The 24,766-nt window shown below is 65.6% G+C and carries 18 protein-coding genes; 1 reads left to right on the top strand and 17 read right to left on the bottom strand.

Features of this window, described 5'->3' with window-relative positions:
• The 12 genes from ACFOHJ_RS23945 to ACFOHJ_RS23890 all read right to left on the bottom strand — a co-directional run bounded on the left by ACFOHJ_RS23945 (position 1) and on the right by ACFOHJ_RS23890 (position 13,683).
• Positions 1 to 858, bottom strand: a complete 858-nt coding sequence (locus ACFOHJ_RS23945) for a carbohydrate ABC transporter permease (RefSeq protein WP_378225520.1) — start codon at positions 856 to 858, stop codon at positions 1 to 3.
• 10 nt (positions 859 to 868) lie between these two features.
• Entirely contained in the window at positions 869 to 1,792 is a 924-nt protein-coding gene (locus tag ACFOHJ_RS23940; protein WP_378225518.1) for a carbohydrate ABC transporter permease, read from the bottom strand.
• A 133-nt stretch (positions 1,793 to 1,925) separates the two neighbouring features.
• The gene (locus ACFOHJ_RS23935) at positions 1,926 to 3,368 is read right to left on the bottom strand and encodes an ABC transporter substrate-binding protein (RefSeq protein ID WP_378225516.1); all 1,443 of its coding nucleotides are present in this window, start codon (positions 3,366 to 3,368) and stop codon (positions 1,926 to 1,928) included.
• Between the two features lie 34 nt (positions 3,369 to 3,402).
• The gene (locus tag ACFOHJ_RS23930) at positions 3,403 to 4,407 is read right to left on the bottom strand and encodes a sugar-binding transcriptional regulator (RefSeq protein ID WP_378225635.1); all 1,005 of its coding nucleotides are present in this window, start codon (positions 4,405 to 4,407) and stop codon (positions 3,403 to 3,405) included.
• Positions 4,408 to 4,737: 330 nt separating this feature from the next.
• Positions 4,738 to 5,427 (bottom strand): class II aldolase/adducin family protein, encoded by a 690-nt coding sequence (locus ACFOHJ_RS23925; RefSeq protein ID WP_378225514.1) that lies wholly within the window; start codon positions 5,425 to 5,427, stop codon positions 4,738 to 4,740.
• A gap of 25 nt (positions 5,428 to 5,452) precedes the next feature.
• The gene (gene rhaI, locus ACFOHJ_RS23920) at positions 5,453 to 6,742 is read right to left on the bottom strand and encodes an L-rhamnose catabolism isomerase (RefSeq protein WP_378225512.1); all 1,290 of its coding nucleotides are present in this window, start codon (positions 6,740 to 6,742) and stop codon (positions 5,453 to 5,455) included.
• Positions 6,743 to 6,809: 67 nt separating this feature from the next.
• Positions 6,810 to 7,916, bottom strand: a complete 1,107-nt coding sequence (locus tag ACFOHJ_RS23915; RefSeq protein WP_378225511.1) for an autoinducer 2 ABC transporter substrate-binding protein — start codon at positions 7,914 to 7,916, stop codon at positions 6,810 to 6,812.
• A 60-nt stretch (positions 7,917 to 7,976) separates the two neighbouring features.
• On the bottom strand, positions 7,977 to 8,921 hold the full coding sequence (locus ACFOHJ_RS23910; protein WP_378225509.1) for an ABC transporter permease: 945 nt from the start codon (positions 8,919 to 8,921) through the stop codon (positions 7,977 to 7,979).
• A 10-nt stretch (positions 8,922 to 8,931) separates the two neighbouring features.
• On the bottom strand, positions 8,932 to 9,930 hold the full coding sequence (locus ACFOHJ_RS23905) for an ABC transporter permease (protein ID WP_378225508.1): 999 nt from the start codon (positions 9,928 to 9,930) through the stop codon (positions 8,932 to 8,934).
• On the bottom strand, positions 9,930 to 11,456 hold the full coding sequence (locus ACFOHJ_RS23900; protein ID WP_378225506.1) for a sugar ABC transporter ATP-binding protein: 1,527 nt from the start codon (positions 11,454 to 11,456) through the stop codon (positions 9,930 to 9,932). The genes ACFOHJ_RS23905 and ACFOHJ_RS23900 overlap by 1 nt, the downstream gene beginning before the upstream one ends.
• A complete protein-coding gene (locus ACFOHJ_RS23895; RefSeq protein ID WP_378225504.1) occupies positions 11,453 to 12,877 on the bottom strand; it encodes an FGGY-family carbohydrate kinase in 1,425 nt (474 codons plus the stop codon). The genes ACFOHJ_RS23900 and ACFOHJ_RS23895 overlap by 4 nt, the downstream gene beginning before the upstream one ends.
• The gene (locus ACFOHJ_RS23890) at positions 12,874 to 13,683 is read right to left on the bottom strand and encodes a DeoR/GlpR family DNA-binding transcription regulator (protein WP_378225503.1); all 810 of its coding nucleotides are present in this window, start codon (positions 13,681 to 13,683) and stop codon (positions 12,874 to 12,876) included. Before ACFOHJ_RS23890 ends, ACFOHJ_RS23895 begins: the two co-directional genes overlap by 4 nt.
• 227 nt (positions 13,684 to 13,910) lie before the next feature.
• Here ACFOHJ_RS23890 and ACFOHJ_RS23885 point away from each other — a divergent pair, with 227 nt between their 5' ends.
• Positions 13,911 to 16,013, top strand: a complete 2,103-nt coding sequence (locus ACFOHJ_RS23885; RefSeq protein WP_378225501.1) for a bifunctional rhamnulose-1-phosphate aldolase/short-chain dehydrogenase — start codon at positions 13,911 to 13,913, stop codon at positions 16,011 to 16,013.
• Positions 16,014 to 16,067: 54 nt separating this feature from the next.
• Here ACFOHJ_RS23885 and ACFOHJ_RS23880 read toward each other — a convergent pair whose 3' ends face one another.
• From ACFOHJ_RS23880 to ACFOHJ_RS23860, 5 genes are read right to left on the bottom strand one after another with little or no spacing between them, the layout of a single operon-like run.
• Positions 16,068 to 16,982: a phosphotransferase gene (locus tag ACFOHJ_RS23880; protein ID WP_378225500.1), complete on the bottom strand. Its 915-nt coding sequence runs from the start codon at positions 16,980 to 16,982 to the stop codon at positions 16,068 to 16,070.
• Positions 16,979 to 19,390, bottom strand: a complete 2,412-nt coding sequence (locus tag ACFOHJ_RS23875; protein WP_378225499.1) for a GcvT family protein — start codon at positions 19,388 to 19,390, stop codon at positions 16,979 to 16,981. Before ACFOHJ_RS23875 ends, ACFOHJ_RS23880 begins: the two co-directional genes overlap by 4 nt.
• Positions 19,387 to 21,840 (bottom strand): GcvT family protein, encoded by a 2,454-nt coding sequence (locus ACFOHJ_RS23870; RefSeq protein WP_378225497.1) that lies wholly within the window; start codon positions 21,838 to 21,840, stop codon positions 19,387 to 19,389. Before ACFOHJ_RS23870 ends, ACFOHJ_RS23875 begins: the two co-directional genes overlap by 4 nt.
• On the bottom strand, positions 21,837 to 22,739 hold the full coding sequence (locus tag ACFOHJ_RS23865) for a phosphotransferase (protein WP_378225495.1): 903 nt from the start codon (positions 22,737 to 22,739) through the stop codon (positions 21,837 to 21,839). The genes ACFOHJ_RS23870 and ACFOHJ_RS23865 overlap by 4 nt, the downstream gene beginning before the upstream one ends.
• A complete protein-coding gene (locus ACFOHJ_RS23860; RefSeq protein ID WP_378225494.1) occupies positions 22,739 to 24,766 on the bottom strand; it encodes an ABC transporter permease in 2,028 nt (675 codons plus the stop codon). The genes ACFOHJ_RS23865 and ACFOHJ_RS23860 overlap by 1 nt, the downstream gene beginning before the upstream one ends.

Here is a 24,766-nt window from a genome sequence, read left to right as displayed (position 1 = left end):
TTACCCCTTCACCGCGCCAAGCGACAGACCTTCGACGAGGTAGCGCTGGGCATAAAGTGCCAGTGCGAGCGTCGGCGTGACGGACAGCACGATCGCCGCCGCGATCTGGCCGTACTGGATGCCCGAGGAGGTGACGAAGGCGAGCGCGCCCACCGTCACCGGCTGCTTGTCGGCCGAGGCCAGCACCAGGGCGAAGATGAAATTGTTCCAGGCAAAGATGAAGGCGAGCAGCCCGGCAGCGGCGATGCCCGGGCCGGCAAGCGGCAGCGCGATCTTGCGGAAGGTCGCGAACCAGGAATGCCCGGCGATGCGATAGGCATATTCGACGTCAGCCGAGATATCCTCGAAATAGCCGCGCACGATCCACAGGATGAGCGGCAGGCAGATGAGCTGGTAGACCCAGATCAGGCCGATATAGGTATTGGCCAGGCCCATCCACTGGAAATACTGGGTCAGCGGCAGCAGCACCAGAAGCGGCGGCGCGAAGCGGAAGGACAAGAGCGTGAAGGCGATGTCCTCGGAGCCGCGGAACTTGTGGCGTGCGAAGGCATAGGCCGCCGGCACGCCCAGCACCAGCGACAGCGCCACCGACGTCACCGACAGGAAGACCGAGTTGGCGAGGTTCTTCATGAAGGCGATGTCGAGCGTGCCGGCCGCCGTGGTCAGCTTGCCGGTGATCAGCGCCGTATAGTTGGACAGCGTCGGCTCGAAGATCACGGTCGGCGGGATGCGCAGGATCGTCTCGTTCGTCTGGAACGACATCAGGAAGATCCAGACGATCGGGAACATGAAGAAAACGACCACCAGCGTCAGCGCCAGCGCCCGAAGGGCCTTTTCCAGGGGGGAGACTGTTTCCATGACTCGGCCCTCACGCCTCGCTGCGTGCGCGTTCGCGCAGCCGCAGCCAGTTCTTGATGAAGATGTTGGACAGGAAGAAGGTGATCGCCCACAGGATGATCAACAGCGCGGCCGAGCGGCCGACATTGGTCGACTGGAAGAAGTTCAGATAGGCCTCGACCTGGAACACCGTCAGCGTATTGCCGGGGCCACCCTGGGTCATGGCGTAGATGATGTCGAACTGCTGGATGGAATCGAGCAGGCGGAACAGCGTCGCCGTCAGGATGTAGGGCGTCAGCATCGGCAGCGTGATGCGGAAGAAGACGAACAGGCGCGGCACGCCGTCGAGCGCCGCCGCCTCGAAGGGCTGGGTCGGCAGCGAGCGCAGGCCGGCCAGCAGCAGGATCATGATGAAGGGCGTGTAGACCCAGATATCCACCAGCACCACGGTCAGCAGCGCGGTCGAGGGCGAGGAGGCCCAGCGGAAGTCCTGCAAGCCGACGAGGCTCGCCAGATAGGAAAGCACGCCGAAGCCGGGGTTCGTCATCAGCTTCCACATCAGCGCCGCCAGCGCGGGCGCGATCATCAGCGGCAACAGCAGCATGATGGAGATGAAGTTGTTGACCGCCGTGCGGCGTTGCAGCAGCAGCGCGATGGCAAGGCCGAGCAGCAGTTCGAGAACCACCGTCAGGCCGGCATAAAGCAGCGATACCTTGAGCGTGTTCCAGAAGGCCTGGTCGGTGACCAGGTTGAGGTAGTTCTCGCCCCAGTTGAACTTGCGCGCCCATGGCTGCGACAGCCGGTAGCGCTGCAGCGAATAGACCAGCGCGGCGAAGAAGGGGATGAGAATGCCGATACAGACCAGCAGCGCCGGCAGGCTCAGCACATAAGGCAGCGCTTTCTTGCTGATCCGGAATCCGGACCGGCCGGTCCTGAGTTTTTCCGCTGACGCCATGACGAGTTCTCGTTCGGGTGTTGCAAACCGCACCGGCTGGCGCGATGGCGCAGGGCCATGCGTCCGGTCCGGCCGGTTCGGTGGTTTGGGACGCAGGGGCCCGGCGCGGCCGGACCCCTGCCCTGGCCTGGCCTCAGCCCAGGCCTGCTTCCTTGAACTGGCGGTCGATGCTCTCGGCCAGCTTGTCGAGGCCTTCGTCCACCGGCACTTCGTTCGCGACCATCTTCTGCAGGGTCGCCGCCCATTCGGTGGTGACGTCGAAGAACAGCGGCTGCGCGGTGAACTTGATCGAGGCGCCGGGAGCGGCGGCATCGAACATGTCCACGAAGCCCTGGTACTTGTTCTTGAGCTTGTCGCGGAAGGCTTCGTCCTTCCACACCGTCTGGCGGACCGGATCGACGAAGTCCATTTCGACGGCGCCGAACAGCGCATGCTCCAGGCCGGAGGCCCACTGCATGAAGTACCAGGTGGCGTCCTTGTCCTTGGAGAAGTTGGACATGGCCAGCGCCCAGATCCAGATGTTCGGCGTTGACTGCTTGGCATCGGGATTGGCGATGAAGTTGGCGAAGCCCAGTTCGCCCGCCATCTTGTTGTCGCCGCCGTTCATGAAGTAGCCGAGGCAGTCGGCATCGTAGATCATGGCCGAGGCGCCGGCGCCGAGGTCGGTGCCGACCTGGTACCAGGTATAGGTCGACCAGTCCTTGGGGCCGCTTTCGCGAACCAGCTTGACGAACTTCTCGTGATAGGCCTTGGAGCCGGCCGTGTTCATCGCCGCCGACAGCTTGCCGTCCGCGGAGACGTTGAGGTCCTTCTCGTTGAAGTTGGCATAGCCCGACAGGAAACCCGGGTGGATCGTCGCCCAGGAACGCGAGCCGCGCAGGCCGATGCCGTAGATGCCGGACACGTCCTTCTGCAGCTTGGCGGCCACCTCGATCATGTCGTCGAAGTTCTTCGGGATCGAGACGCCCGCCTTGTCGAACATCGCCCGGTTATAGGTGATGTTGTTCTGCTCGAACGCCCACGGGATACACCACTGCTTGGCGTCCGCCGAACCGAGCGCGCCGCCCGGCTGGCCGTTCCAGGCGCAGGAGCTGCGCACGCCCGGCAGGAAGTCGTCCCATGCATAGTTCGGGTTGGTCTTGGCCGGATCGTTGATCCATTCGTTGAGGTCGGTGACCCAGCCGGCGGGGCCGTAGGTCCAGGTCATGTAGGCGCCGGTCATGAAGGCGTCGTATTCCGACGAGCTCGACGACAGCGCCGCCGTCACCTTGTCGAAATAGACGTCCTCGGGGAACACGTCGTAGGTGACCTCGATGCCGGTCAGGTCCTTGAACGCCTTGAGGTTGGCGATCATGGCGTCGGCATAGGGGTGCTTGTTGAGCAGCAGCTTCAACGACTTGCCCTGGTGCGCCTTCCAGTCGAAGTCCGCCGCCAGCGCGTTGGTCATCATCATGTTGTAGAGCGTGCCGGCGCTCGCTGCCGTCATGCCCAAGGCGCCGATGCCCTTCAGCAACTCGCGCCGCCCCATCTGCCCGCGCATGAACGCGCCGATCAGGTCCTTTTCTCTATCGTACATTTCTACTCCTCCGTTACGGGTAGTTGGTGCGTTCTCAGTCTCTGTGCCGGCTACCCGAACCGGCGTCACGTCCGTTGGAGCGGGCGCGCACGCGTCCTGCCCCGACGGGGTCTCCATCGTCCTCGCCCGCCGCCAGCGCCAGCGCCGTCGTCTCGTCGGTGATGAGGCCGTTCAACAAGCCGCTCGCAAGCACCGCCCGCATCGCGTCGAGCTTCACCCGGCCGCCTGCCACCGCGACGATGCGGCGGCCGGCGAGCTGTTCGCGGCCGAGCGTGAAGGTGCGTTCCGACATCGGCGTGTCGACCGGGCGGCCTGCCTTGTCGAAGAAATGGCCGAGCACCTCGCCGACGGCGCCGGCCCGCCTGGCCTCCTCGATCTCGCTGCGCTCGATCATGCCGGTGGCGACCAGCGAGGCTTCCATCTGGGCGGTGCCGATGCCGACGATGAGCAGGTCCGCGCCGGCGGCCAGGTCGAACACCTCGCGAACGCCGCGCTGGCTGAACAGGATGTTGCGATCCTCGACCGAGTTGGCGAAGAAGGGGACCGGCATGAAATAGGCTTCCGCGCCGGTGCGCTCGGCCAGCCGGTGGATCACGTCGTGCGGATTGGCGGAGAACTTGCGCGTCAGGCCGCCAAGCAGCGAGACGAAGCGCACGCCGCTGGTGGTGGTGCGCGGCAGGTATTCGACGCAGGCGGCGAGCGTGCGCCCATGGCCGACGCCGATCAGCATCTCGTCGCCGCGTTCGATCTCGCGTTTCAGGAACTGCGCGCCGCCGATGCCGAGCGCCTTGAGGGGAAGTTCGTCCGGATCGAAGTCCGGCACGACCTGGCAATAATCAAGGCCGTAGCGAGAATGCAGGTCCTGCTCCAGCTTCACGCATTCCGACACTTCGCCGTCGATATAGACCTTCACCAACCCGTCGTGGTTGGCCTTCATGATGAGACGGTGGGCCTTGAGCGAGGTGAGACCGAGCCGCTTGGCGACCTCAGCCTGCGTCAGCCCGGCGGCATAGTGCAACCAGGCGGCGCGCGTCGCCATGCCTGTGCCGTCATCCCTGTGGAAGCCGTTGCCGCCTGCCACGTCCCCTCCATCCGCGCCAGCATTGCGGGCCTGTCGCCCACCCTGCGATCCATGCCTTACTGTGAAAAGTTTTTCATGTGCTGCAAAAAATGTCAAGTGCATCGGGTCGCACGGTCGGGAAGCCTGTGTGGAATCCATTGGCGCCGCGCCACCAGGATGGCACGCGATTTCCGGAGAGTCCGGGAACCGGCAGGCTTCAAATTCGCCGCGCCCCTCATGCGTCGAGCGCCAAGGGTTCAATCCGGCCAACGGGAGGCGAGATAAAGAAAGCGGCAGGTCGGTCGGCGGCTACCGCGCGGTGCGCGGACGGGGCACGTCGTTGGAGCCTTCCGCCTCGGGGCCGAGGCCGTAGCTCATGCGCCGCATCTGCTCCAGCACGCGGGCCATCTCCTCGTCCGACAGCACCGGCGGCTCGCCCAGCGTCAGCGCCTGCACATACATGCGCGACAGCGATTCCACCTCGATGGCGAGCCACAGCGCGGTCTCCATCGTCTTGCCAAGCGAAATCTGGCCGTGCTGGCCGAGCAGGCACGCCTTGCGGTCCTTCAGCGCCACCAGCGCATTGTCGGACAGCGCCTGCGTTCCGAAGGTGGCGTATTGCGCGCAGCGGATGTCGGTGCCGCCGGCAACGCCCGTCATGTAGTGGAAGCTCGGGATCGACCTGTGATGGCAGGCGAGCGTCGTGGCATAGATCGAATGGCAATGCAGGACGACGTCCACGTCGTCGCGCGCTTTCAGGATGTCGCGATGGAAGCGCCATTCCGACGACGGCCGACGCCCGACATAGGTACCGTCGAAATCCATCTCCACGATGTCCTGCGGCGTCATCGTATCGCAGGGAAGCCCCGACGGCGTGATCAGGAAGCCCTTGGCCAGCCGCACCGACAAATTGCCCGCCGTGCCCTGGTTGATGCCGCTCGAATTCATGCGCCGGCAGATGTTCACCATCTCCGCGCGCAGGGCCTGCTGGTCGCTCATGGCTTTTCCTGCCTCCAAACCGTGTTCAAACGATGCCGCCGCCGCTCGCCGCCACGGCGGGGCGCTCGCCCGCCACCTTCCTGCGGTAGCCGCTGGCGCGATAGGCGGCGACCGGGTCGATGGCGCCGCCATCGGCCAGGCGCGCCATGGCCAGGATCGGCTCGACATCGGTGCGAAACGCGACCTTCAGTGTCTGCGTGGCCATCAGCGCGTCGTTGTCTTCCTGGAAGCCTTCCAGCGCCTTGCGGTCCACCAGCAGCGCCTGCGCATAGGCGCGCTGCACTTCCGCCGCCGACAGCATCAGGCTCTCGATCGGGTCCGTCACATTGTGATTCTGGTCGAGCATATGGGCGGGGTTGAAGTCCTTCGCGCCGGACAGTTCGGCGTCTACGAGTTCGTTGAAGATCAGGAACAGGCGGTAGGGGTCGATCGCGCCGGCATCGAGATCGTCGTCGCCATACTTGCTGTCGTTGAAATGGAAGCCGCCCAGCTTGCCGAACTGGATGAGCCGCGACACGATCATCTCGATGTTCACGTTGGGCGCATGGTGGCCGAGGTCGACCAGGCAATAGGCCCGGTCGCCGAGTTCCTTCGCGGCGAGGTAGCTGGTGCCCCAGTCCTGTATCACCGTCGAATAAAAGGCCGGCTCGTACATCTTGTGTTCGGTGAACAGCCGCCAGTCGGGCGGCAGCGCCTCATAAATCTCCCGCGCCGACTCCAGATAGCGCTCGAAGGCGCGGGCGAAATTCACCTGGCCGGGAAAGTTGGAGCCGTCGCCGACCCACACCGTCAAGGCCTTGGAGCCCAACTCCTTGCCGATCTCGATGCATTCCACATTATGCTCGACGGCCTGCCGGCGCGTGGCGGCGTCGGCGTGGGAAAGCGAGCCGAACTTGTAGGAATTCTTCTGGCCCTCCGCGTCCGAAAACGTGTTGGAGTTCATCGCATCGAAGCCGAGGCCGAAACGGGACGCCGCCTGTTTCAGGCGCTGCGGATCGGCCTTGTCCCAAGGGATGTGCAGCGAGACGCTGGGGGTTGCCTGCGTCAGTTGCTGGATGACGGCGCAATCCTCGATCTTGTCGAAAATGTCGCGTGGCTCGCCGGGGCCGGGAAAGCGGGCAAAGCGCGTGCCGCCGGTCCCCACGCCCCAGGACGGAATGGCGACGCGGAACGCCCGGACCTTGTCCAGCGTCGCGCCGATATCGACGTTGCGCCGGGCCAGTTGCTCGCCGAGCGTGGCGTAGTCGGCGCGCAGGGCGGCCTCGCGCGCCTCGTTACTGGCCGCTACGACGTCCTCGTCGATCATGCATTCCATTGGGCTTCTCCCTGTCGTCAAAGGAGCGGGAAGGCGCAACGGTGCGCCTTCCCGCTGTCGGCGTCGATCAGAAATCGAAGTCGTTGATGTTGTCCTTGGTGAACACGGTCGGCGCGCCGAGCAGGATTTCCGAACCGTTGATGACCTGCAGCTCGCCGAGCTTGCCCGCCTTGACCGAGGTGTCGCCCGGCTTCAGGTCGCCGTCGGCGGTGGCGCGCAGCACATAGGCCGCCGCATAGCCGAGATCGACCGGGTTCCACAGCACCACCGACTTCACGCAGCCGGCATCGACATAGGGCTTCATGGCGTTCGGGGTGGCGAGGCCGACGACGGCGATGCTGCCGCATTTCTTGGCCTGCGTCACCGCCTCGGCCGCGGCCGGCGTCGCCACCGACGTCATGCCGAAGATGCCCTTGAGGTCGTCGCCATACTTGTTGATGAGCGTGTTGGACTGGTTGAAGGACAGGATGTTGTCTTCCTGCGCCTCGACCGTCTCCAGCCACTTCATGTCGGGATGGCACTTTTCCTGGTAGGCCTGCATCTCCGAGATCCAGCGCGCCTGGTTGGGCGTGGTGAAGGTCGAGGTGACGATGGCGAAGGAGCCGTCCTTGCCGATCTCGGCGGCCATGGAATCCATCATCGCCTTGGCGATGCCGTTGAATTCGGCCTGGTTGACGAACCACTGCCGCGCATCGGGCTGGGAGTTCGCATCGTAGCCGACGACGTTGATGCCTGCGGCCAGCGCCTTCTTCAGCACCGGCGAGATCGCCACCGGATCGTTGGCGGCGAACAGGATGCCGTCCACGCCGCTGGTGATGTAGTTGTCGATCAGCGTGATCTGGTCATCGATATTGGCCTTGCTCGGACCGTCGGTCTTGGCGTCCATGTTGCCCATCTCCTTGGCGGCATCGGCGATGCCCTTGGAGGTGGCGTTGAAATAGCCGATGCCGACCAGCTTCGGCACGTCGACCACTTTCAAGGTCTTGCCGTTGCGGTCGGGCGCGTTGGTCGGCTCGCCGCCATCATAGGGCTTGGCCGTGGCGGTCGCCGGCGTGGCGTCGCAGGCCAGCGGATTGGTCGGCAAGTCGTCGCCGCCCGTCCAGGGCGAAGCGGCAAAGCTCAGGCTGGTCGTGAACGACAACGCCATGAGCGTCGAGAGAACTATCCTACCCATTTCTTCCTCCACTATCGTGCGGTCACTTCAGAGCGGCAGTGAACGACGACATGCTCCTGATTATCGAGTGCCGCTCCTCTCGAAGAGATTGCTGGCGAGGATCGCCAGGATCAGTACCGCGCCGATCAGCATGATGGTGCCGTCGCCGGTGATACCGGCCAGGGACAGGCCGTTCTTGAGCGCCTGGATCAGGCAAAGCCCGATCACGGTGCCGAGGATGGTGCCGCGCCCGCCGAAGATGGAGGCGCCGCCCAGCACCACGGCGGTGATGGCGTCGAGCTCGATGCCCGTGCCCATGTCGGAGCGGGTAGTCGAGACGCGCGAGACGAAGATCACCGCCGCAAGGGCCGAGGTGAAGCCGGAGGCAGTGTAGAGCAGAAGCTTGGTCTTCTCGACCGAAAGGCCGGAAAAGCGCGCCGCGACCTCGTTGGAGCCGATGGCGTAGACGGTACGGCCCCAGCGCGTATAGGCCAGGATGATGGAGGCGACGACGGCGACGACCAGCAGCACCCACAGCTGCGTCGGCACGCCCAGCACCTCGCCCTGCCCCAGCACGTAGAACCAGTCGGGATATCCACGCACCGAGCGCGCCTGGCTGATGCCTTCCGCCAGCCCGCGATAGAGCGCCAGCGTCGCCAGCGTGGCGATCAGCGGCGGCACCCGGAAGCGGGTGATGATCAGCCCGTTGCCGAGGCCGGCCAGCGTGCCGACGGCGATGGCAGCCAGCGCCGCGACCGGCAGCGGCAGGCCGAGATTGTGCCAGAACACGCCGGTCATGATGGCCGCGAGGCCGAGGATGGAGCCGACCGAAAGGTCGATGCCGCCGGTCGCGATGATGAAGGTCATGGCGATGGCGATCAGCCCGGTCTCGGTCATCAGCCGGCCTTGGTTCAACAGGTTGGCGACGGTGAAGAAGCGATCCGACTGGAAGGAAAGCACGACCAGCGCCAGCACCAGCAGCAGCGCCAGCAGCGTTTCGTGGCGGATGAGGGAGCGAAGCGTCATCGGCCGGCCCTCACGCGCGCCCGCGGCGCAGCATGTCGGCCAGCACCGTCGCCAGGATGAGCAGGCCGATGACGGCGCGCAGCCAGTAGGCCGAGACGTTGACGAAGATCAGCGCCGAGCCGATCGTGGCGAACAGGATCGCCGCCAGCGTCGAGCCGATCACCGTGCCGCTGCCGCCCATGATCGACACGCCGCCGATGACGGAGGCGGTGATGATGGTGAGTTCGAGATTGGGCGGCACGGTGGACTGGATCACCTGCAGCTGGGTGGCGAACAGGATGGTCGCGAGCCCGGCGAAGAAGCCGTGGATGACGAAGACCGCCACCACCCGCCGCTCGGCCGGGATGCCGCTGGCCACCGCCGCCTCCGGATTGCCGCCCAGCGCATAGAGCGAGCGACCGTAGGGGAAATAGCGCATCCATAATGCGGCCAGAAGCGTCAGCACCACCATGGTGATGAGCGGAAAGGGGATGTCGAAAAACCGCTTCTGCGCGATCAGGAATTCCGGCGGCAGGTTGGAGATCCAGGTGCCGCCGGTGACGCTGATGAGCCCGCCGCGCAGGATGGAAAGCGCGCCCAGCGTCACCACGATCGACGGGATGCGGCCATAGGCGACGAGGATGCCGATCAGCCCGTTGATCGCCATGCCGACCAGCACGGGCACGAACCAGGCCACCCAGACCGGGTAGCCGGCGACCGCCAGCGTGCCCGAAATGGTCGCCAGCACGCCGATCAGCGCCCCGACCGAAACGTCGATATTGCCGGTGACGATGACCATCGACATGCCGATGGCCGCCACCGCGATATAGGCGTTGCCGGAAAAGATCGAGGTCAGGTTATTGGCGCTGATGAAGCGCGGATTGACCATGGTGACGACGACAAACAGCGCGACGATGGCGGCGAACACCACGATCTCCTGCCCGTAGTCGGCCATCAGCCGCCGCAGCGCGCTTGGCCGGGCGCTTGTGCGCGGCCGCACCGGCGGCAGTTCCACACCCGTCAACGCCATCACCGGCCTCCCGCGACAGAGGGCGTGTCGACATAGGCGGTCATCGCCGCGCCGAGCCGCTCGGGTGTGGCGTCGGCCCGGTCAAGCACCTCGGTGACGCTGCCGCCACTCATCACCAGCACCCGGTCGCTCATGCCCACCACCTCCGGCAGTTCGCTGGAAATCATCAATATGGCCACGCCCTGCGCGACCAGTTCGCCCATGATGGCGTGGATCTCGGACTTGGCCCCGACATCGACGCCGCGCGTCGGCTCATCCAGGATCAGCACGCGCGGCGCGGTTTCCAGCCATTTGGCGATCACCACCTTCTGCTGGTTGCCGCCCGAAAGCTCGCCCACCGGCTGGTCGATGTGGCGGCACCGGATGGCGAGCCGCCTGACCGCGGCCAGCGCGCGCGAGGCTTCCGCCCGCGCCTTGATGAAGATGCCGCTCGACACCTCCTCCAGCGTCGCCATGGTCACGTTCTTGCGGATCGCCATCGGCTTCACCAGCCCCTGGAGTCCGCGATCCTCCGGCACATAGGCGATGCCGAGATCGCGCGCCTGCAGCGGCGAGCGGATCGAGGCCGGCTTGCCGTCGATGCGGATTTCACCGGAGGTCGCCGGCGTCATGCCGAACAGCGCCAGCGCCAGTTCGGTGCGGCCGGAGCCGACCAGTCCGGCGACGCCCAGGATTTCGCCCTTGCGCAGGGCGAAGGAAATGTCGCGCACCTGGCGGCCGCGATTGAGGTTCCTCACCTCCAGCACCGTCTCGCCGATCGGCACCTCGGCCTTGGGGAACAGGCTCTCGATGGGGCGGCCGACCATCAGCGAGACGAGCCGTGCCTCGTCGACCGCGCCGATGTCCTCCGTCGCCACGAAGGCGCCGTCGCGCAGCACCGTCACCCGATCGGCCAGCGCGAAGATTTCGGACATGCGGTGGCTGACATAGACGATGCCGACACCCCGGTCGCGCAGTTGGCGGATCACCGTCATCAGTTGTTGGACGTCGGAATCGACCAGCGAGGCGGTCGGCTCGTCCATGATCAGCACGCGCGCATTCTTCGACAGCGCCTTGGCGATCTCGACGCGCTGGCGCTGGGCGACCGACAGCGACAGTACCTTGGTGTCGACATCGAGATCGTAGGTCTCGAGCGAATCGAGCAGGTCGCGCGTGCGCCGGCGTACCTCGGCCCAGTCGATGATGCCGGAGGCGGTGCGCGGGTAATTGCCCAGGAACACGTTCTCGGCCACCGACAGCTCGGGAAACAGCAGAAGTTCCTGGTAGACGGTGGCGATGCCGGCGGCCGTCGCATCGCGGGTGGAGGCGAACTTCATCTCCTTGCCGTCGATGACGATGGTGCCGGCATCGGGCGTGTAGAGGCCCGACAGGATCTTGATGAGCGTGGATTTGCCGGCGCCGTTTTCGCCGAGCAGCGCGTGGATTTCGCCAGCGCGCACGTCGAAGCTGACGTCCTTCAGCACCTTCACGCTCGAAAAGGCTTTCGAGATGCCGGACAAGGCGACGAAGGGGATTGTCTCGCTCATGTGCCCTGCCCCCGCCCGGTGGCTTGCCGGGCCTTGCTGCGGGCGGCGTTGGCCAGTTCGCGCCATTTGTCCCGATAGGTTTCGAGCCCGGCGATGCTCTCGGCCGCCACCGCTACGGTCTCGTCCCTGAACGGCGACAGGCCGAGCGACTCGAAGGCAAGCGCCGCCGCGCCGGTCGCCGACCCCTCGCTCATCGAGCTGCGCAGCACGGGTTGCGCCGGGCGAAGCTGCGCCAGCATCGCCGTGTAGAGGCCGATGCGGGCAAGCCCGCCGTCGACCACGATCTTGTTCTCGGAGCGGATCAGGTCGAGCGACAGGTCGGTCATCATCACCACGTAGAGAGCTGCCGCCGCCGCCCGCTCCTCGCCTTCTACCTCGCCGCCGACGATCTCGCCGACGATCTCCGGAAACGGACCGTCGGGCGCCCAGGACGGCAGCACGAAGACGCCGCGCGCGATGACCGCCTCGACCGCCGAGCGGGAGATGGGCTCGCTCCAGTTTTCGCTGATACGGTCGTATTCGCGCCCACCCATGAAACGCAGCGAAGGCGCCGGCTCGCCCTTGACGGTGACGTTGGAGAGCATGTCGCGCTCCCGGTCGAGCGCCTCCAGCGGGCAGGACAGGTTGATGATGATGACCCAGGTGCCGGTCGAGACGATGGTGAAATCGTCCAGCCCGGTCATGCGGTAATAGGCCAGCGCGGCGTTGGAATCGTGCACGCCGTTGTGCACGGCGACGCTCCGTTCCTCGCCATTGGCCAAACGAACGGGCTTTTGGCCGATCACGACGCCGGCGGGCACGATTTCGGGAAGCTTGCCGCGCCAGCCCAACCGGCCGACCAACGAGCTGTAGTCGCCTGCGAGCGGCGCCCACATCTGCGTGTGCGCGCCGATATAGGAATATTCGCCGACCTGCCGGCCGGTGAACCGCCAGCCCCAATATTGCGGATAGCACAGGATGGCGTCGGCTTCGGCAAACGCCTCGGGCTCGTCCCGCTGCAGCCAGTAGACGTGGCGCGCCATGCAGAAGCCGAGGGTCAGATACGGCACGTAGGTTTCCGAAAACTCGGGCAGGATGGGGTCGATCTCGGCGGCGAGCCGGTCGGGGATCTCCTGCTCGTAGTCGAGGACCGGATGCAGCAGTTGCCCGGTGCCGCGCACCAGCGCGAAGGTGCAGCCATGCGCGGAGACGATCAGGCCCGTCACGCCGTGTTTCGCCACCACGTCCGCCAGTTCGCGGCCCATCCAGTCGAACAGAAGCTCGTCGTCCAGCACCGAGCGGCCCTTATGCGGACGCCACACCGGCTTCGTGCGCCGCTCGTCGAGCATCGCGCCCTCGGTCGAAAAGACGAACAGCTTCGAATTCGTCTTGCCGAGGTCGAAGACGGCGAGCGGTCCGGTCGGTGCCTGCGACCCGCTCATGGAACCGCCTCCCTGCCCGCCGGCCGGCACTGCCCGGCCTCCGGCGCCGATGCGATGCGCAGGCTGACGCCGGCATTCTCCAGCATGCGCGCGGCGGCATCGCTCAGCTTTTCATCCGTCACCAGCGTATCGATGCGCGTCAGCGGCAGCGAGATGTTGCGGGCGCGGATGGAGAATTTCCGGCTGTCGGCCAGGACGATGATCTGGTCGGCATTCTGGCTCATCTCCATGATAGAGCGCGACATGAGGGGATGGGATTCCTGCAACCCCTCCGGCCCGATGCCCTGGGCGCCGACGAAGAACTTCGAGGCATAGAACTGCGATTTTTGCGGCGAATAGAGTACGCGCGGCTCGCGATGCAGTTCGCCGCCCGCCACCGACAGGCTGCAACTGCCGTGCTCTCCCAGATAGGAGGCCAGCGGCATGGAATTGGTGAACAGGCGGATGCTGCGGTCGGCAAGCTTCACGCCGAGATGGAAACAGGTCGAGCCGCCATTGACGATGATGGCGTCGCCATCCTCCACCAGCGTGGCCGCCAGGTCGGCGATGCGCAGCTTGGCTTCCACGGCAAGGTCGCGGTTCTCGTCATAGGGCCGGGCGAGCGCCGCGCCGACCTGATGCGCGCCGTCCAGTGCCGAAATGCCGCCATAGACTTTCCGCGCCGTGCCCAGTTCATCGATCTTGCCGATGTCGCGCCGTATCGTGGCCGCCGAAACGCCGAGACGTTCCTGCAATTCGCGCACCGACGCGAACGGGCGGTCGCGCAGAAGCTCGATGATCTGTCGCTGGCGGGCCAAATCGCTCAATGCAGGCTTCCTCCCAAGCTATGCACAGCGCCGTGGTGATCCAAGTTACTCAAGAAAATCGCACAGGCAAGCGCAAACTGATGCAACCCGCTCATATTGCGGTGCATCTAAATCATATTGTGCTGCAACATGACGGAAATCGATCCTTTTTTGATTGACATTGCTCGCCGCGCTGGCATGAATCCCTATATCAGCGACATCTCAAGTCCCGCTACGGAGTAAGTTTCATGGCCGATGACCGCGCTGCGACGCGCCTTTCCAACCTGTGGGACGATGCGAAAGCCGGGGGCATGAGCGAGGCCGAGCGCCTGGTCTATCGCTCCAACATCCTGGGCTCCGACAAGCGCGTAACCAATTACGGCGGCGGCAACACCTCCTCCAAGATAAGGCAGAAGGACCCGCTGACCGGCGAAGAAGTCGAGGTGCTGTGGGTGAAGGGCTCGGGCGGCGACATCGCCACCATGAAGCTCGACGGCTTCGCCACGCTCTACATGGACAAGCTCAACGGGTTGAAGAAGCTCTATCGCGGCCTCGAGCATGAGGACGAGATGGTCGGCTTCCTGCCGCACTGCACCTTCAACCTCAATCCCCGCGCGGCCTCCATCGACACGCCGCTGCACGCCTTCGTGCCGCGGCGCTATGTCGACCATATGCATCCGGATGCCATCATCGCCATCGCGGCTTCTAGGGACTCCAAGGCGCTGACGCAGAAGATCTTCGGCGACGAGATCGGCTGGCTGCCCTGGAAGCGGCCCGGATTCGAACTCGGCCTGTGGCTGGAAAAATTCTGCGCCGAGCATCCAGAGGCAAAGGGCGTGGTGCTGGAAAGCCACGGCCTGTTCACCTGGGGCGACACGCCGAAGGCGTGCTACGAGACCACGATCGCCACGATCAACAAGGCGATGGCCTGGTTCGAGGAGCAGACCAGGGGCAAGCCGGCCTTCGGCGGCGCGGCCGTGAAATCGCTGGAGCCCGCCCAGCGCCGCACGCTCGCCGCGCAACTGATGCCGGTGATCCGTGGCCTGATCTCGCAGGACAGCCACAAGGTCGGCCATTTCGACGATTCCCAGGCGGTGCTCGACTTCGTCAATTCGAACGAACTGCGCCCGCTGGCGGCGCTGGGCACCTCGTGCCCGGACCATTTCCTGCGCACCAAGATCCGCCCGCTGGTCGTCGAGTTCGACCCGGCGAAACCGGATGTCGAGGCGCTCCTAGCCGGCCTGCCGGCCGCGATCGAGGCCTATCGCGACGGTTACAAGGCCTATTACGAGCGCTGCAAACGCGACAACTCGCCGGCGATGCGCGACCCCAACGCCGTCGTCTACCTGGTGCCCGGCGTCGGCATGCTCACCTTCGCCGCAGACAAGGCGACCGCGCGCATCTCAGGCGAGTTCTACGTCAACGCCATCAACGTGATGCGCGGCGCGTCCGCCGTCTCGACCTATGTCGGGCTGGCGGAGCAGGAAGCGTTCGACATCGAATACTGGCTGCTCGAGGAAGCCAAGCTGAAGCGCATGCCAGCGCCGAAGCCGCTGGCGGGCCGCGTCGCCTTCGTCACCGGCGGCGCCGGCGGCATCGGCAAGGCCACCGCCGTACGGCTGCTGCGCGAGGGCGCCTGCGTGGTGCTGGCAGACATCGACGAGGCCAGTCTCGCCAAGGCCGAGGAAGAACTGGGCTCCGCCTTCGGCGCGGATTTCGTGCGCCCGGTCAGGCTCGACGTGACCGACGAAGCCGGGGTGGCGAGCGCCTTCGCGGAAAGCGCGGTCGCCTATGGCGGCATCGACATCCTCGTTTCCAACGCCGGCATTTCCTCGTCGGCGCCCATCGAGGACACCGAGCTTTCGATGTGGAACCGCAATCTCGACATTCTGGCGAAGGGCTACTTCCTCGTCTCGCGCGAGGCGTTCCGCACCTTCAAGAAGCAGAAGATCGGCGGCAACATCGTCTTTATCGCTTCCAAGAACGGGCTGGCGGCTTCGCCCAACGCGGCCGCCTACTGCACCGCCAAGGCCGCCGAAATCCACCTCGCCCGCTGCCTCGCGCTGGAAGGCGCGGAGCACCAGATCCGCGTCAACACCGTCAACCCGGACGCGGTGCTGCGCGGCTCGAAAATCTGGACGGGCGAATGGCGCGCCCAGCGCGCGGCCGCCTACTCCATGCAGCCGGACGAACTGGAGGAGCACTACCGCAAGCGCTCGATGCTCAAGCGCGGGGTCTACCCGGAGGACGTCGCCGAGGCGGTCTACTTCCTGGCCTCGGAAATGTCGGCCAAATCGACCGGCAACATCATCAACGTGGACGCGGGCAACGCCCAAAGCTTCACGCGCTGATGGTTATGGGTTTCAGCGCCGCCCCGGCGTGACGCCGGGCGCGGCCGGAGACCCTTATCCTTTCGCGACGGCGGCGACGTGCCGCCCGAACTCGACGGTTTCCATCAGCGCCTTGCAGCGGCCGAAGCGGGTGTCGGCATAGGTACGGAAATCGTCGACCGGGTTGTCGTTGGCCAACTGGATCAGCCCCCACAGGGTCCACAACAGGTCGCACATCGCCTTGTAGATGACGATCCGGCCACGCTCGGCCGGTGTCGGCTCGCCGCCGAAATAGGCCTGGATCATCTCCTCGTCCTGCGCGGCATCGAACTGCCCTTCCACGCTGAGGTCGCCCAGGTCCCACATCGGGTCGTTCATGCCCGAATATTCCCAGTCGACGACCCACATGCGCTCGCCGGTGTCGAGGAAGTTCTCGCACAACGGGTCGCAGTGGCAGGTGGTGATCGGCAGCGGATGGGCGGCGAGCGCGGCCCGCACCACCTCGGCCTCGCGCACGACGTCGTGATAGCCGGCAGGCAGCGCAACGTCCTTGGTCGACAGGATTTTCAGGTAGTCGTCGATCATCGAGAACAACTCGAAGCGGAACGGGAATTTCGCGCCGCTGTCGTGCAGCTTGCGGAAGGCCTTTGCCGCACGGGCCGGGCTGCCCGACCGCCGCCTGAAGTTCTGCGGCGACATGGTTTCGGCGCCGGCGATGAAACGGGTCAGCATGACGCCGCTGCGGTCGTCGAAGTGCAGCACTTCGGGGCTGACGCCGGCCCGCGCCGCCTCGCGCGCCGCGACCGCCTCGTTGCTGCGGTCGATATATTCCTCCGTGCCCTTGCCCGGAATGCGCAGGCAATATTCGCCGAGCGCGAAGACGAGATTGGTGAGCCCGCCTAGGCGCACGATCTCGCCGCGATAGTCCTTCAGCAGCGGGATGTCGCGCAACGCCTCGCGGGCAAGAGCGAGGGAATCCGCATCGCTCATGCCTTCAGCCTTTCCATCTTCGCGTCGTAGAGGGTTCGCGGGCCGCGCGTCGCCTGGTAGGGCGTGCCGAAGGCCTCGATCTCGAACCCGGTCTCACCCGCCAGTTCGACCGGCAGGTAGCCGAAGGCGATCATCTTGCCGAGCGTGTAGCCATAGCCGGTGGACGAGGTGGAGCCCACCACCTTGCCGTCGTGCAGGATGGCCTCTCCGCCATGCAGCGGCGCGAACCCGTCTATGGTGAAGGAACAGAGCTTGCGCTTGACCCCTTCCGCCTTGATTTTCGCCAAGGCTGCGCGGCCGATGAACTCGCCCTTTTCCAGCGCGACGGCAAAGCCGAGCCCGGCTTCATACGGGTTGTAGTCGGGGCTGATGTCGCCCGACCAGTAGAGATAGCCCTTCTCCATGCGGCAGGCATCGACGGCGCGGTAGCCGGCATCGGCGATGCCATATGGCTCACCGGCCTGCCGTAGCGTCTCGTAGACATGGGCGGCAAATTCCTGCGGGATATAGAGCTCGTAGCCCAGTTCGCCGACATAGCCGACGCGCACGGCAAGCGCCGTCGCGTTGCCGATCTCGGTCCGGCGCGCGGCAAGGAACGGGAAGGCCGCGTTGGAAAGATCGTCGTCGCTCACCGATTGCAGGATGTCGCGCGCCCTGGGGCCGCACAGGTTGAGCGTCGCATACTGGTTGGTCACCTCGCGCATCGCGACGCCCGCCGGCAGGTGCCGAGAAATCCAATGGCTGTCATGGATGCCGAAGCCCGAGCCGGTGATGAGCAGGAAGCGGTCCTTGTCGACATGGACGATGGTGACGTCCGCCTCGATACCGCCCTTCTCGTTGCAAAGCTGGGTGTAGACGGCCTTGCCGGGCGGGCCCGACAGGTCGTTGGCGGCAACCGCCTGCAGCGCCTCGAAAGCCCCCTCGCCCGCGATCTCGAATTTCGAGAACGAGGTCTGGTCGATCAGCACCGCCCGCTCGCGGATGGCGCGGACTTCCTCGCCGACGGCATCGAACCAGCCGGGCTTTCCCTCGAAGCTGCTGCGTTCCTCCGAACCTTCGCGGGCAAACCAGTTCGGCCGCTCCCAGCCCGACTTGGAGCCGAACACCGCCCCGTTGTCGCGCAGGATCGCATGCAGCGGCGAGCGCCGAAGCCCGCGCCCGGCATGGGTTTCCTCCGCCGGCCAATGGATCTTGTAGTAGGCGCCGTAGGCCTCGATGGCGCGCTCCTCCAGATAGCGCCCCTGTGCCTGTGCGGGCGCGAAGCGGCGCACGTCGAAAGGCCACAGGTCCATGCCGGCATCGCCGTGCAGGATCATGTTGGACAGCGCCAGCCCGCCGCCGCCGGAGCCGGCGATGCCGGCGGTGAAGCCGCAGGCGACATAGAAATTGTCGAGTTCGGGCGCCAGCCCGAGGATAGGCTCGCCGTCGTAGGAAACCGGAATCGGGCCGTTGATGACGGTCTGGATGCCGACCTCGTTCAGCACCGGCAGGCGCTCGGCCGCCGGCAGCGCGAACAGTTCCAGCCGCTCCATGTTGGGAGCGAACAACTCACGGCCGAAATCGAGCGGCGGCTGCCCGCGCCAGCAGCCGTTGGAGCCGTCTTCCCAACCGCCGATGGCAAAGCTGCCGGTATCGGGCTTGAGGTAGAAATTGTTGTCCGGATCGCGCAGCGTGGTCAGGTCGGCGTCGAATTTCAGCGTCTTTTCGGTCAGGAAATACTGGTGCTCGACCACGCCGGTCGCCAGCGGCACGCCGGCCATGTTGCCGACGCGCTTGGCCCACAGGCCGGCGCAATTGACGAGGATGTCGCAGGAAATGTTGCCGCTATTGGTGACGACGCCGACGGCACGCCGGTTCTCGACCACGATCTCCTCGACGCAGACGCCCTCCTCGATGCGCACGCCGTTCTGGCGCGCGCCCTTGGCGTAGGCCATGGTCAGCGAATAGGGATCGATATAGCCGTCGCCCGGAATGAAGGCCGCGCCCTCAATGCCGTCCTTGACGATGAAGGGGAAGCGCTTCGCCGCTTCATCCGCCGACAGCGAATAGCACTCGACGCCGAAGCTTTTCGCCTGCCCCATCGAGCGGCGGATTTCGCTCCAGCGGTCGCGGCTGCCGGCGAGCCGGAGCGAGCCGACCTTCTTCCAGGAAATGGCCTGCCCCGTTTCCTCTTCCAGCCGGTCGAACACCGCGACCGAGTTCTGCATCAGCCGCGTCAGGTTGCGTTTTCCCCGCAATTGCCCGACGAGGCCCGCCGCATGCCAGGTGCAGCCATGGGTGAGCTGGGCCTTTTCGACCAGAAGCACGTCCTTGGCGCCGTCGCGGCCGAGGTGATAGGCGACGGACGTGCCGATGGCGCCGCCGCCGATGATGAGGATATGGACGTGGCGATCCGCGCGAAAACTCATGACTTTATCTTCTCCCCGGACGGGTCATAGAGAGGCTGAAGGTGAAGGTTGGCCGGCGTCGTCTTCATGGCGACGACCAGTTCGTAATTGCCCGAGGCAAGGAACTCGTCCGACACGCCGTCCGGCTCGCGCACATAGCCGTAGCCGATATTCCTGGCCATAGTGTAGCCGTAGCCGCCGCTGGTCAGGTAGCCGACCGGCCGGCCGTCGCGCAGGATGGTTTCACGGCCGAGCAGCACGATTTCCGGGTCGTCGACAGTGAAACCCACGAAGCGCTTGGCCGGCGTCGCCCCGTTCGCCTTTTCGAGCGCGCGGCGGCCGAGGAAATCCGTGTTCTTGCGCAGCTTGACCGCCCAGCCGAGGCCGGCTTCCTGCGGCGTATCGTTGGGGGTGATGTCGGAACCCCAGGCGCGGTAGCCCTTTTCCAGCCGCAGCGATTCCAGCGCCCGGTAGCCGATGGGGCGGATATCGTGCGGCTTGCCCGCTTCCATCAGCGCATCGAAGATCTCGCCGGTGGCCTCGATCGGCATATGCAACTCCCAGCCGAGTTCGCCGACATAGGTGACGCGCAGCGCCCTTACCCGGTGTCCCGAGATTTCGATCTCGCGTGCGTGGCCGAACGGGAAGCCGGCATTGGAGACATCGGCCGTAGTGACCGCCGCCAGAACGTCGCGCGCCTGCGGTCCCATCAGCGACAGCGTGCCGAACTTTTCCGTCACGTCCGTCAGGGTGACGTCGAGCCCCTCGCCGATGTGGTCGGCGATCCACGCCTTGTCGTGGGTGCGGAAGCCGGTGCCTGTGACGATATAGAATTTTTCCTCGCCAAGCCGCGCAACGGTGAGGTCGGCCTCGATGCCGCCGCGCGTGTTGAGAAGCTGGGTATAGGTCAGGCGGCCGACGGGCTTGTTGACGTCGTTGGCGCAGATCCAATCAAGCGCCTTCAGCGCATCCGGTCCCGACAGCTCGTATTTGGAGAAGGACGACTGGTCGAAGACGCCGACCTTCTCGCGCACGTGCCGGTGCTCCTCGCCGACCGGGCCGAACCAGTTCTGGCGGCCCATCGAATAGACGTCCTGCGGCTCCATGCCGGCCGGCGCGAACCAGTTCGGCCGCTCCCAGCCAAGCTTGGAGCCGAACACGCCGCGATGCTTTTTCAGCCGCTTGTAGAGCGGCGAGACGATGCGCGGCCGGCCGGAGGTATATTCCTCATGTGGAAAGCCGACCGTGTAGTGCTTGCCATAGGCCTCCAGCGTGCGGTCGCAGACCCATTTGCGGTCACGATGCATGTCGGAGAAGCGGCGGATATCGACCACCCACAGGTCGAGCGGCGCTTCCCCGTCCACTACCCACTGCGCCAGCACCCAGCCGGCGCCACCGCCGGACGCGATGCCGAAGGCATTGAAGCCGGCGCCGACGAACATGTTGGCGCATTCCGGCGCCGAGCCGAGGATGAAATTGCCGTCCGGGGTAAAGCTTTCAGGCCCGTTGATCATCTGCTTGACGCCGACATTGGCCAGCGCCGGCACGCGCTCGACAGCCTGCATCATGTGCTGTTCGAAATGATCGTAGTCGTCGTCGAACAGGCGGAACTCCCATTCGTCCGGGACGTCGCCGCCCGGCAGGCCCGTCTCCCACGCCTGCGGGTTCGGCTCGTAGCCGCCCATCACCAGCCCGCCGACCTCTTCCTTGAAATAGGTGCAGCGGTCGGGGTCGCGGATCGTCGGTGCATCGTTAGCGAGGCCGTCGATCTTCTCGGTGATGATGTACTGGTGCTTGACCGGCTGCAGCGGCACCTCGATACCGGCCATCGCCCCCACCTGCCGCGCCCATTGGCCGGCGCAGTTCACCACCTTCTCGCAGCGAACCGTGCCCTGGTCGGTGCGCACGGCGACGATGCGGCCGTCTTTCATGTCGAAGCCGGTGACGCGCACCTTCTCGAACAGCTTGGCGCCGTGCATGCGCGCGCCCTTGGCGAGCGACTGGGTGATGTCGGACGGGCTTGCCTGCCCGTCCGTCGGCAGCCAGGAGGCGCCGACGAGGTCGCCGGTTTCCATCAGCGGCCACATCTTCTTCACTTCGGCCGGCGACAGCAGGCCCATGTCCATGCCGAAGCTCTTTGCCGTCGTCGCGAGCCGCTTGAACTCGGTCCAGCGGTCCTCGTTGGTGGCGAGCCTGAGGCACCCGGTCATCTTCCAGCCGGTGGCAAGTCCGGTCTCAGCCTCCAGCCCCTTGTAGAGGTCGACGGAATATTTGAGCACGCGGGTGATCGAGGCCGACGAGCGCAACTGGCCGACCAGGCCCGCCGCGTGCCAGGTCGAGCCGGAGGTGATGCTGCCCTGTTCCAGCAGCACCACGTCGGCCTTGTGGTCGCGCGCCAGGTGGTAAGCGGTCGAGCAACCGATGATGCCGCCGCCGATGACGACGATCGCGGCGTGGGTAGGCAGTGTCATGATCGACGCATCCCATATTGAGTTCTGTAGCGGTCGAGAGCGGCTTCGAGCCGCTCCAGATTGTCGTGCGTGTAAGCCACGTAATCGGCGCCCGGTGCGTCGAGATAAAGCTCGGAGATCATGCTCCAGGTGGCTTCGCGCAGCAGCGAGGCGCATTGCATGGCGGCATGCGCCCGGCGGATCGCCGCAACCGGCTCATGACCGAAATAGGCGGCCAGCAACTGCCCCGCCTGTCCGTCGGACATGCCGGAATTGGAGGAAAGCCCGGCAAGGTCGAACATCGCCGTGTTGAAGCCGGCATATTCGAAATCGATCAGCCACAGCCTGTCGCCATCGTCGATGATATTGGCGGGCAGAAGGTCGTTGTGGCCGAAGACGATCGGCAGCGGCGCCTGCGCCGCCTCCAGTTCGTCGGCCAGCGCGAGGTAGCGCGGCAATTCGGCTCTCATGCGGCTGCCGCCCGCTTCGAGCAGGCGTGCATAGTCGCGAATGACGTGGAAGACCCAGAACATGAAGCCCGCGCCGGAAACATGGTGCGGCATCTCGCGATGGAAAGTGCGGATTAGCGCGGCGATGCGTTCGGCATTGGCGCGCACGTCGTCGCCGGTGAACGTCCTGCCGTCGATGTGCTGGAAAACCATCGCGCCGTTTCCGGCATATTCGACCGCCGGCGCGAAGCCGCAGGCGTGTGCCGCCCGTGCGCTCATCAGTTCGCGGTCGCGAAAGACGTGGTGGAAGGGAAAGTCGCGGCCAAGCCGCACCACGTGCTTGCCATTGGCGTCGCGCACCAGGAAATTGGCGTTGCTGAGGCCGCCGCCCAAGGGCTCGATCTCGACGCCGCCGTTCCAGCAAGGCAGCGCGCGCACCCTTTCCTCGATCGGCGGAACCGAGGCCTCCATCACGCGATCCCCAGCCGGACCTTGGCGCGGGCGGCACCGGCGGCGATCAGCCGGTCGGCGATGATGGCGATGAAGGCGACAGCGAGGCCCGCGACGAGGCCGCGTCCGGTGTCGGCCTTGGTCAGCGCGATGTAGACTTCCTGGCCGAGGTCGCGCGTGCCGACCAGCGCGGTGATGACCAGCATCGACAGCGCGAACATGATGGTCTGGTTGAGGCCGAGCATGATTTCCGGCAGCGCCAGCTTCAGCTTCACCTTGGTGAGAAGCTGCCAGCGCGTGCAGCCCATGGCGCGGCTGGCCTCGATCAGCCGGGGATCGACCTTGTGCAGGCCAAGTACGGTGTAGCGGATGGCCGGCGCCACCGCATAGGCGACGATGGCGATGAGCGCGGTGAAGTCGCCGACGCGAAACAGCATCACCACCGGCATCAGGTAGACGAAGGAGGGCAGCGTCTGCAGCGTGTCGATGACGACCTGCACCCAGCGCCACAGTTTTTCGCGCTCGGCTGCGAGGATGCCGACGGGGATGCCGATCAGCGAGGCGATCACCACCGAGATGCCGCACAGGTAGACGGTGATCATCGCCTTTTCCCACTGCCCGGTGGCGGCGACGAGGAAGGCGAGGGCTGCGACGGTGAAGGCCAGCCGCCAGCCGGCCAGCCGCCAGCCGGCAAAGGCCAGCAACGCGATCACCCCGAGCCATGGGAAGCTGCCCAGCAGCCGCTTGAACGGCACCAGCACGTTGAGGAGCAGCGCGTTCTTCACGGTTTCCAGAACGTCGAAGAAATTGACGTTGATCCAGCGCACCAGTTCGGAAAAAAAGCCGCCCGTCGAAATCTGCAGAGCCTCGGGATATCGCTGGAGGGCGGGCGAGACCAGGCCTAAAACGCCGGTGACGAGAACGATGGCGAGCGCCGCCAGCGAATAGGGATGGCGCTGGACGAAGCCGGTTCCCGGCCGCGCCGTTTCCGTCTTGCCGGCCTTGACCGCGTAGGCCTGCGAGAGGCGGTCGAGGGCGACGGCCAGCGCGACGATGGCGATGCCGGCCTCGAGGCCCGCGCCGATGTCGAGCCGCCGCAGGGCCGCGAGCACGTCGAAGCCGAGGCCGCCGGCACCGATCATCGAGGCAATGATGACCATGTTGAGCGACAGCATGATGACCTGGTTGACGCCCACCATCAGGCTGTCCTTGGCGGCGGGTACCAGCACGCGCCAGGTGAGTTGCCTGCGGGTGCAGCCGATCATCTTGCCGAGGTCGAGATATTCGGAGGGCACGGAGCGCAGCGCCAGCGTGGTGACGCGCGTCATCGGCGGCATGGCGTAGATCAGCGTCGCCACCACCGCCGCCGTCGGCCCGAAGCCGAACAGGAACAGGATCGGCACCAGGTAGGCGAAGACGGGGATCGTCTGCATCAGGTCGAGCACCGGCGTCAGCGTCCGCTCGAAGGCCGGCGAGCGATAGGCGGCGATGCCGAGCAGGACGCCGCCGACCACGCCGACCGGTGCGGCGATGAGGATCGAGGCCAGCGTCACCATGGAACTGGTCCACTGGCCGAAGACGGCGAGGAAGCCGAAGCAGGCGACCACGATGAGGGCAAGCTTGCGCCCGCCGGCGTGGTAGCCCATCAGTCCGACGATCGCGATCACGGCCAGCCAGGACAGCGGCGGCAGGATTTCCACCGCGGTCGAGCCCTGGCCCGACAGGAAGCCGGTGGAAAGCAGGCTGAGCGCCAGCTCGTAGGGCTTGTTGAGCACCCAGGCGATGAAGCGCGTCATGTCGGTGAAGGTGAAGAGTCCGAAGCTGGCGCTGTTGACCAGCCATTTCATGGCGTTGCCGATCCAGCGCTGGGCCGGAATCTGCCACGCCTTCGGGTAATCGAACGCCCATTTGAACTGGTCGCCGAACTGCCAAAACAGCACGAAGGCGACGATGGCCAGTGCCCACAGCACCTTGCCACGGTTCGACGCCGCCTGCTCCCGGTGCCTCGCCGGAACGTTGACCTCGAAGGGCGGCGCCTGCGTGCTCAT

The sequence above is a fragment of the Aquamicrobium soli genome (assembly GCF_042646345.1).
GTDB lineage: Bacteria > Pseudomonadota > Alphaproteobacteria > Rhizobiales > Rhizobiaceae > Mesorhizobium > Mesorhizobium soli_A.
The sequence above is the reverse complement of the archived record's forward strand: the minus strand, read 5'-3'. Positions and strand labels throughout refer to the sequence as shown.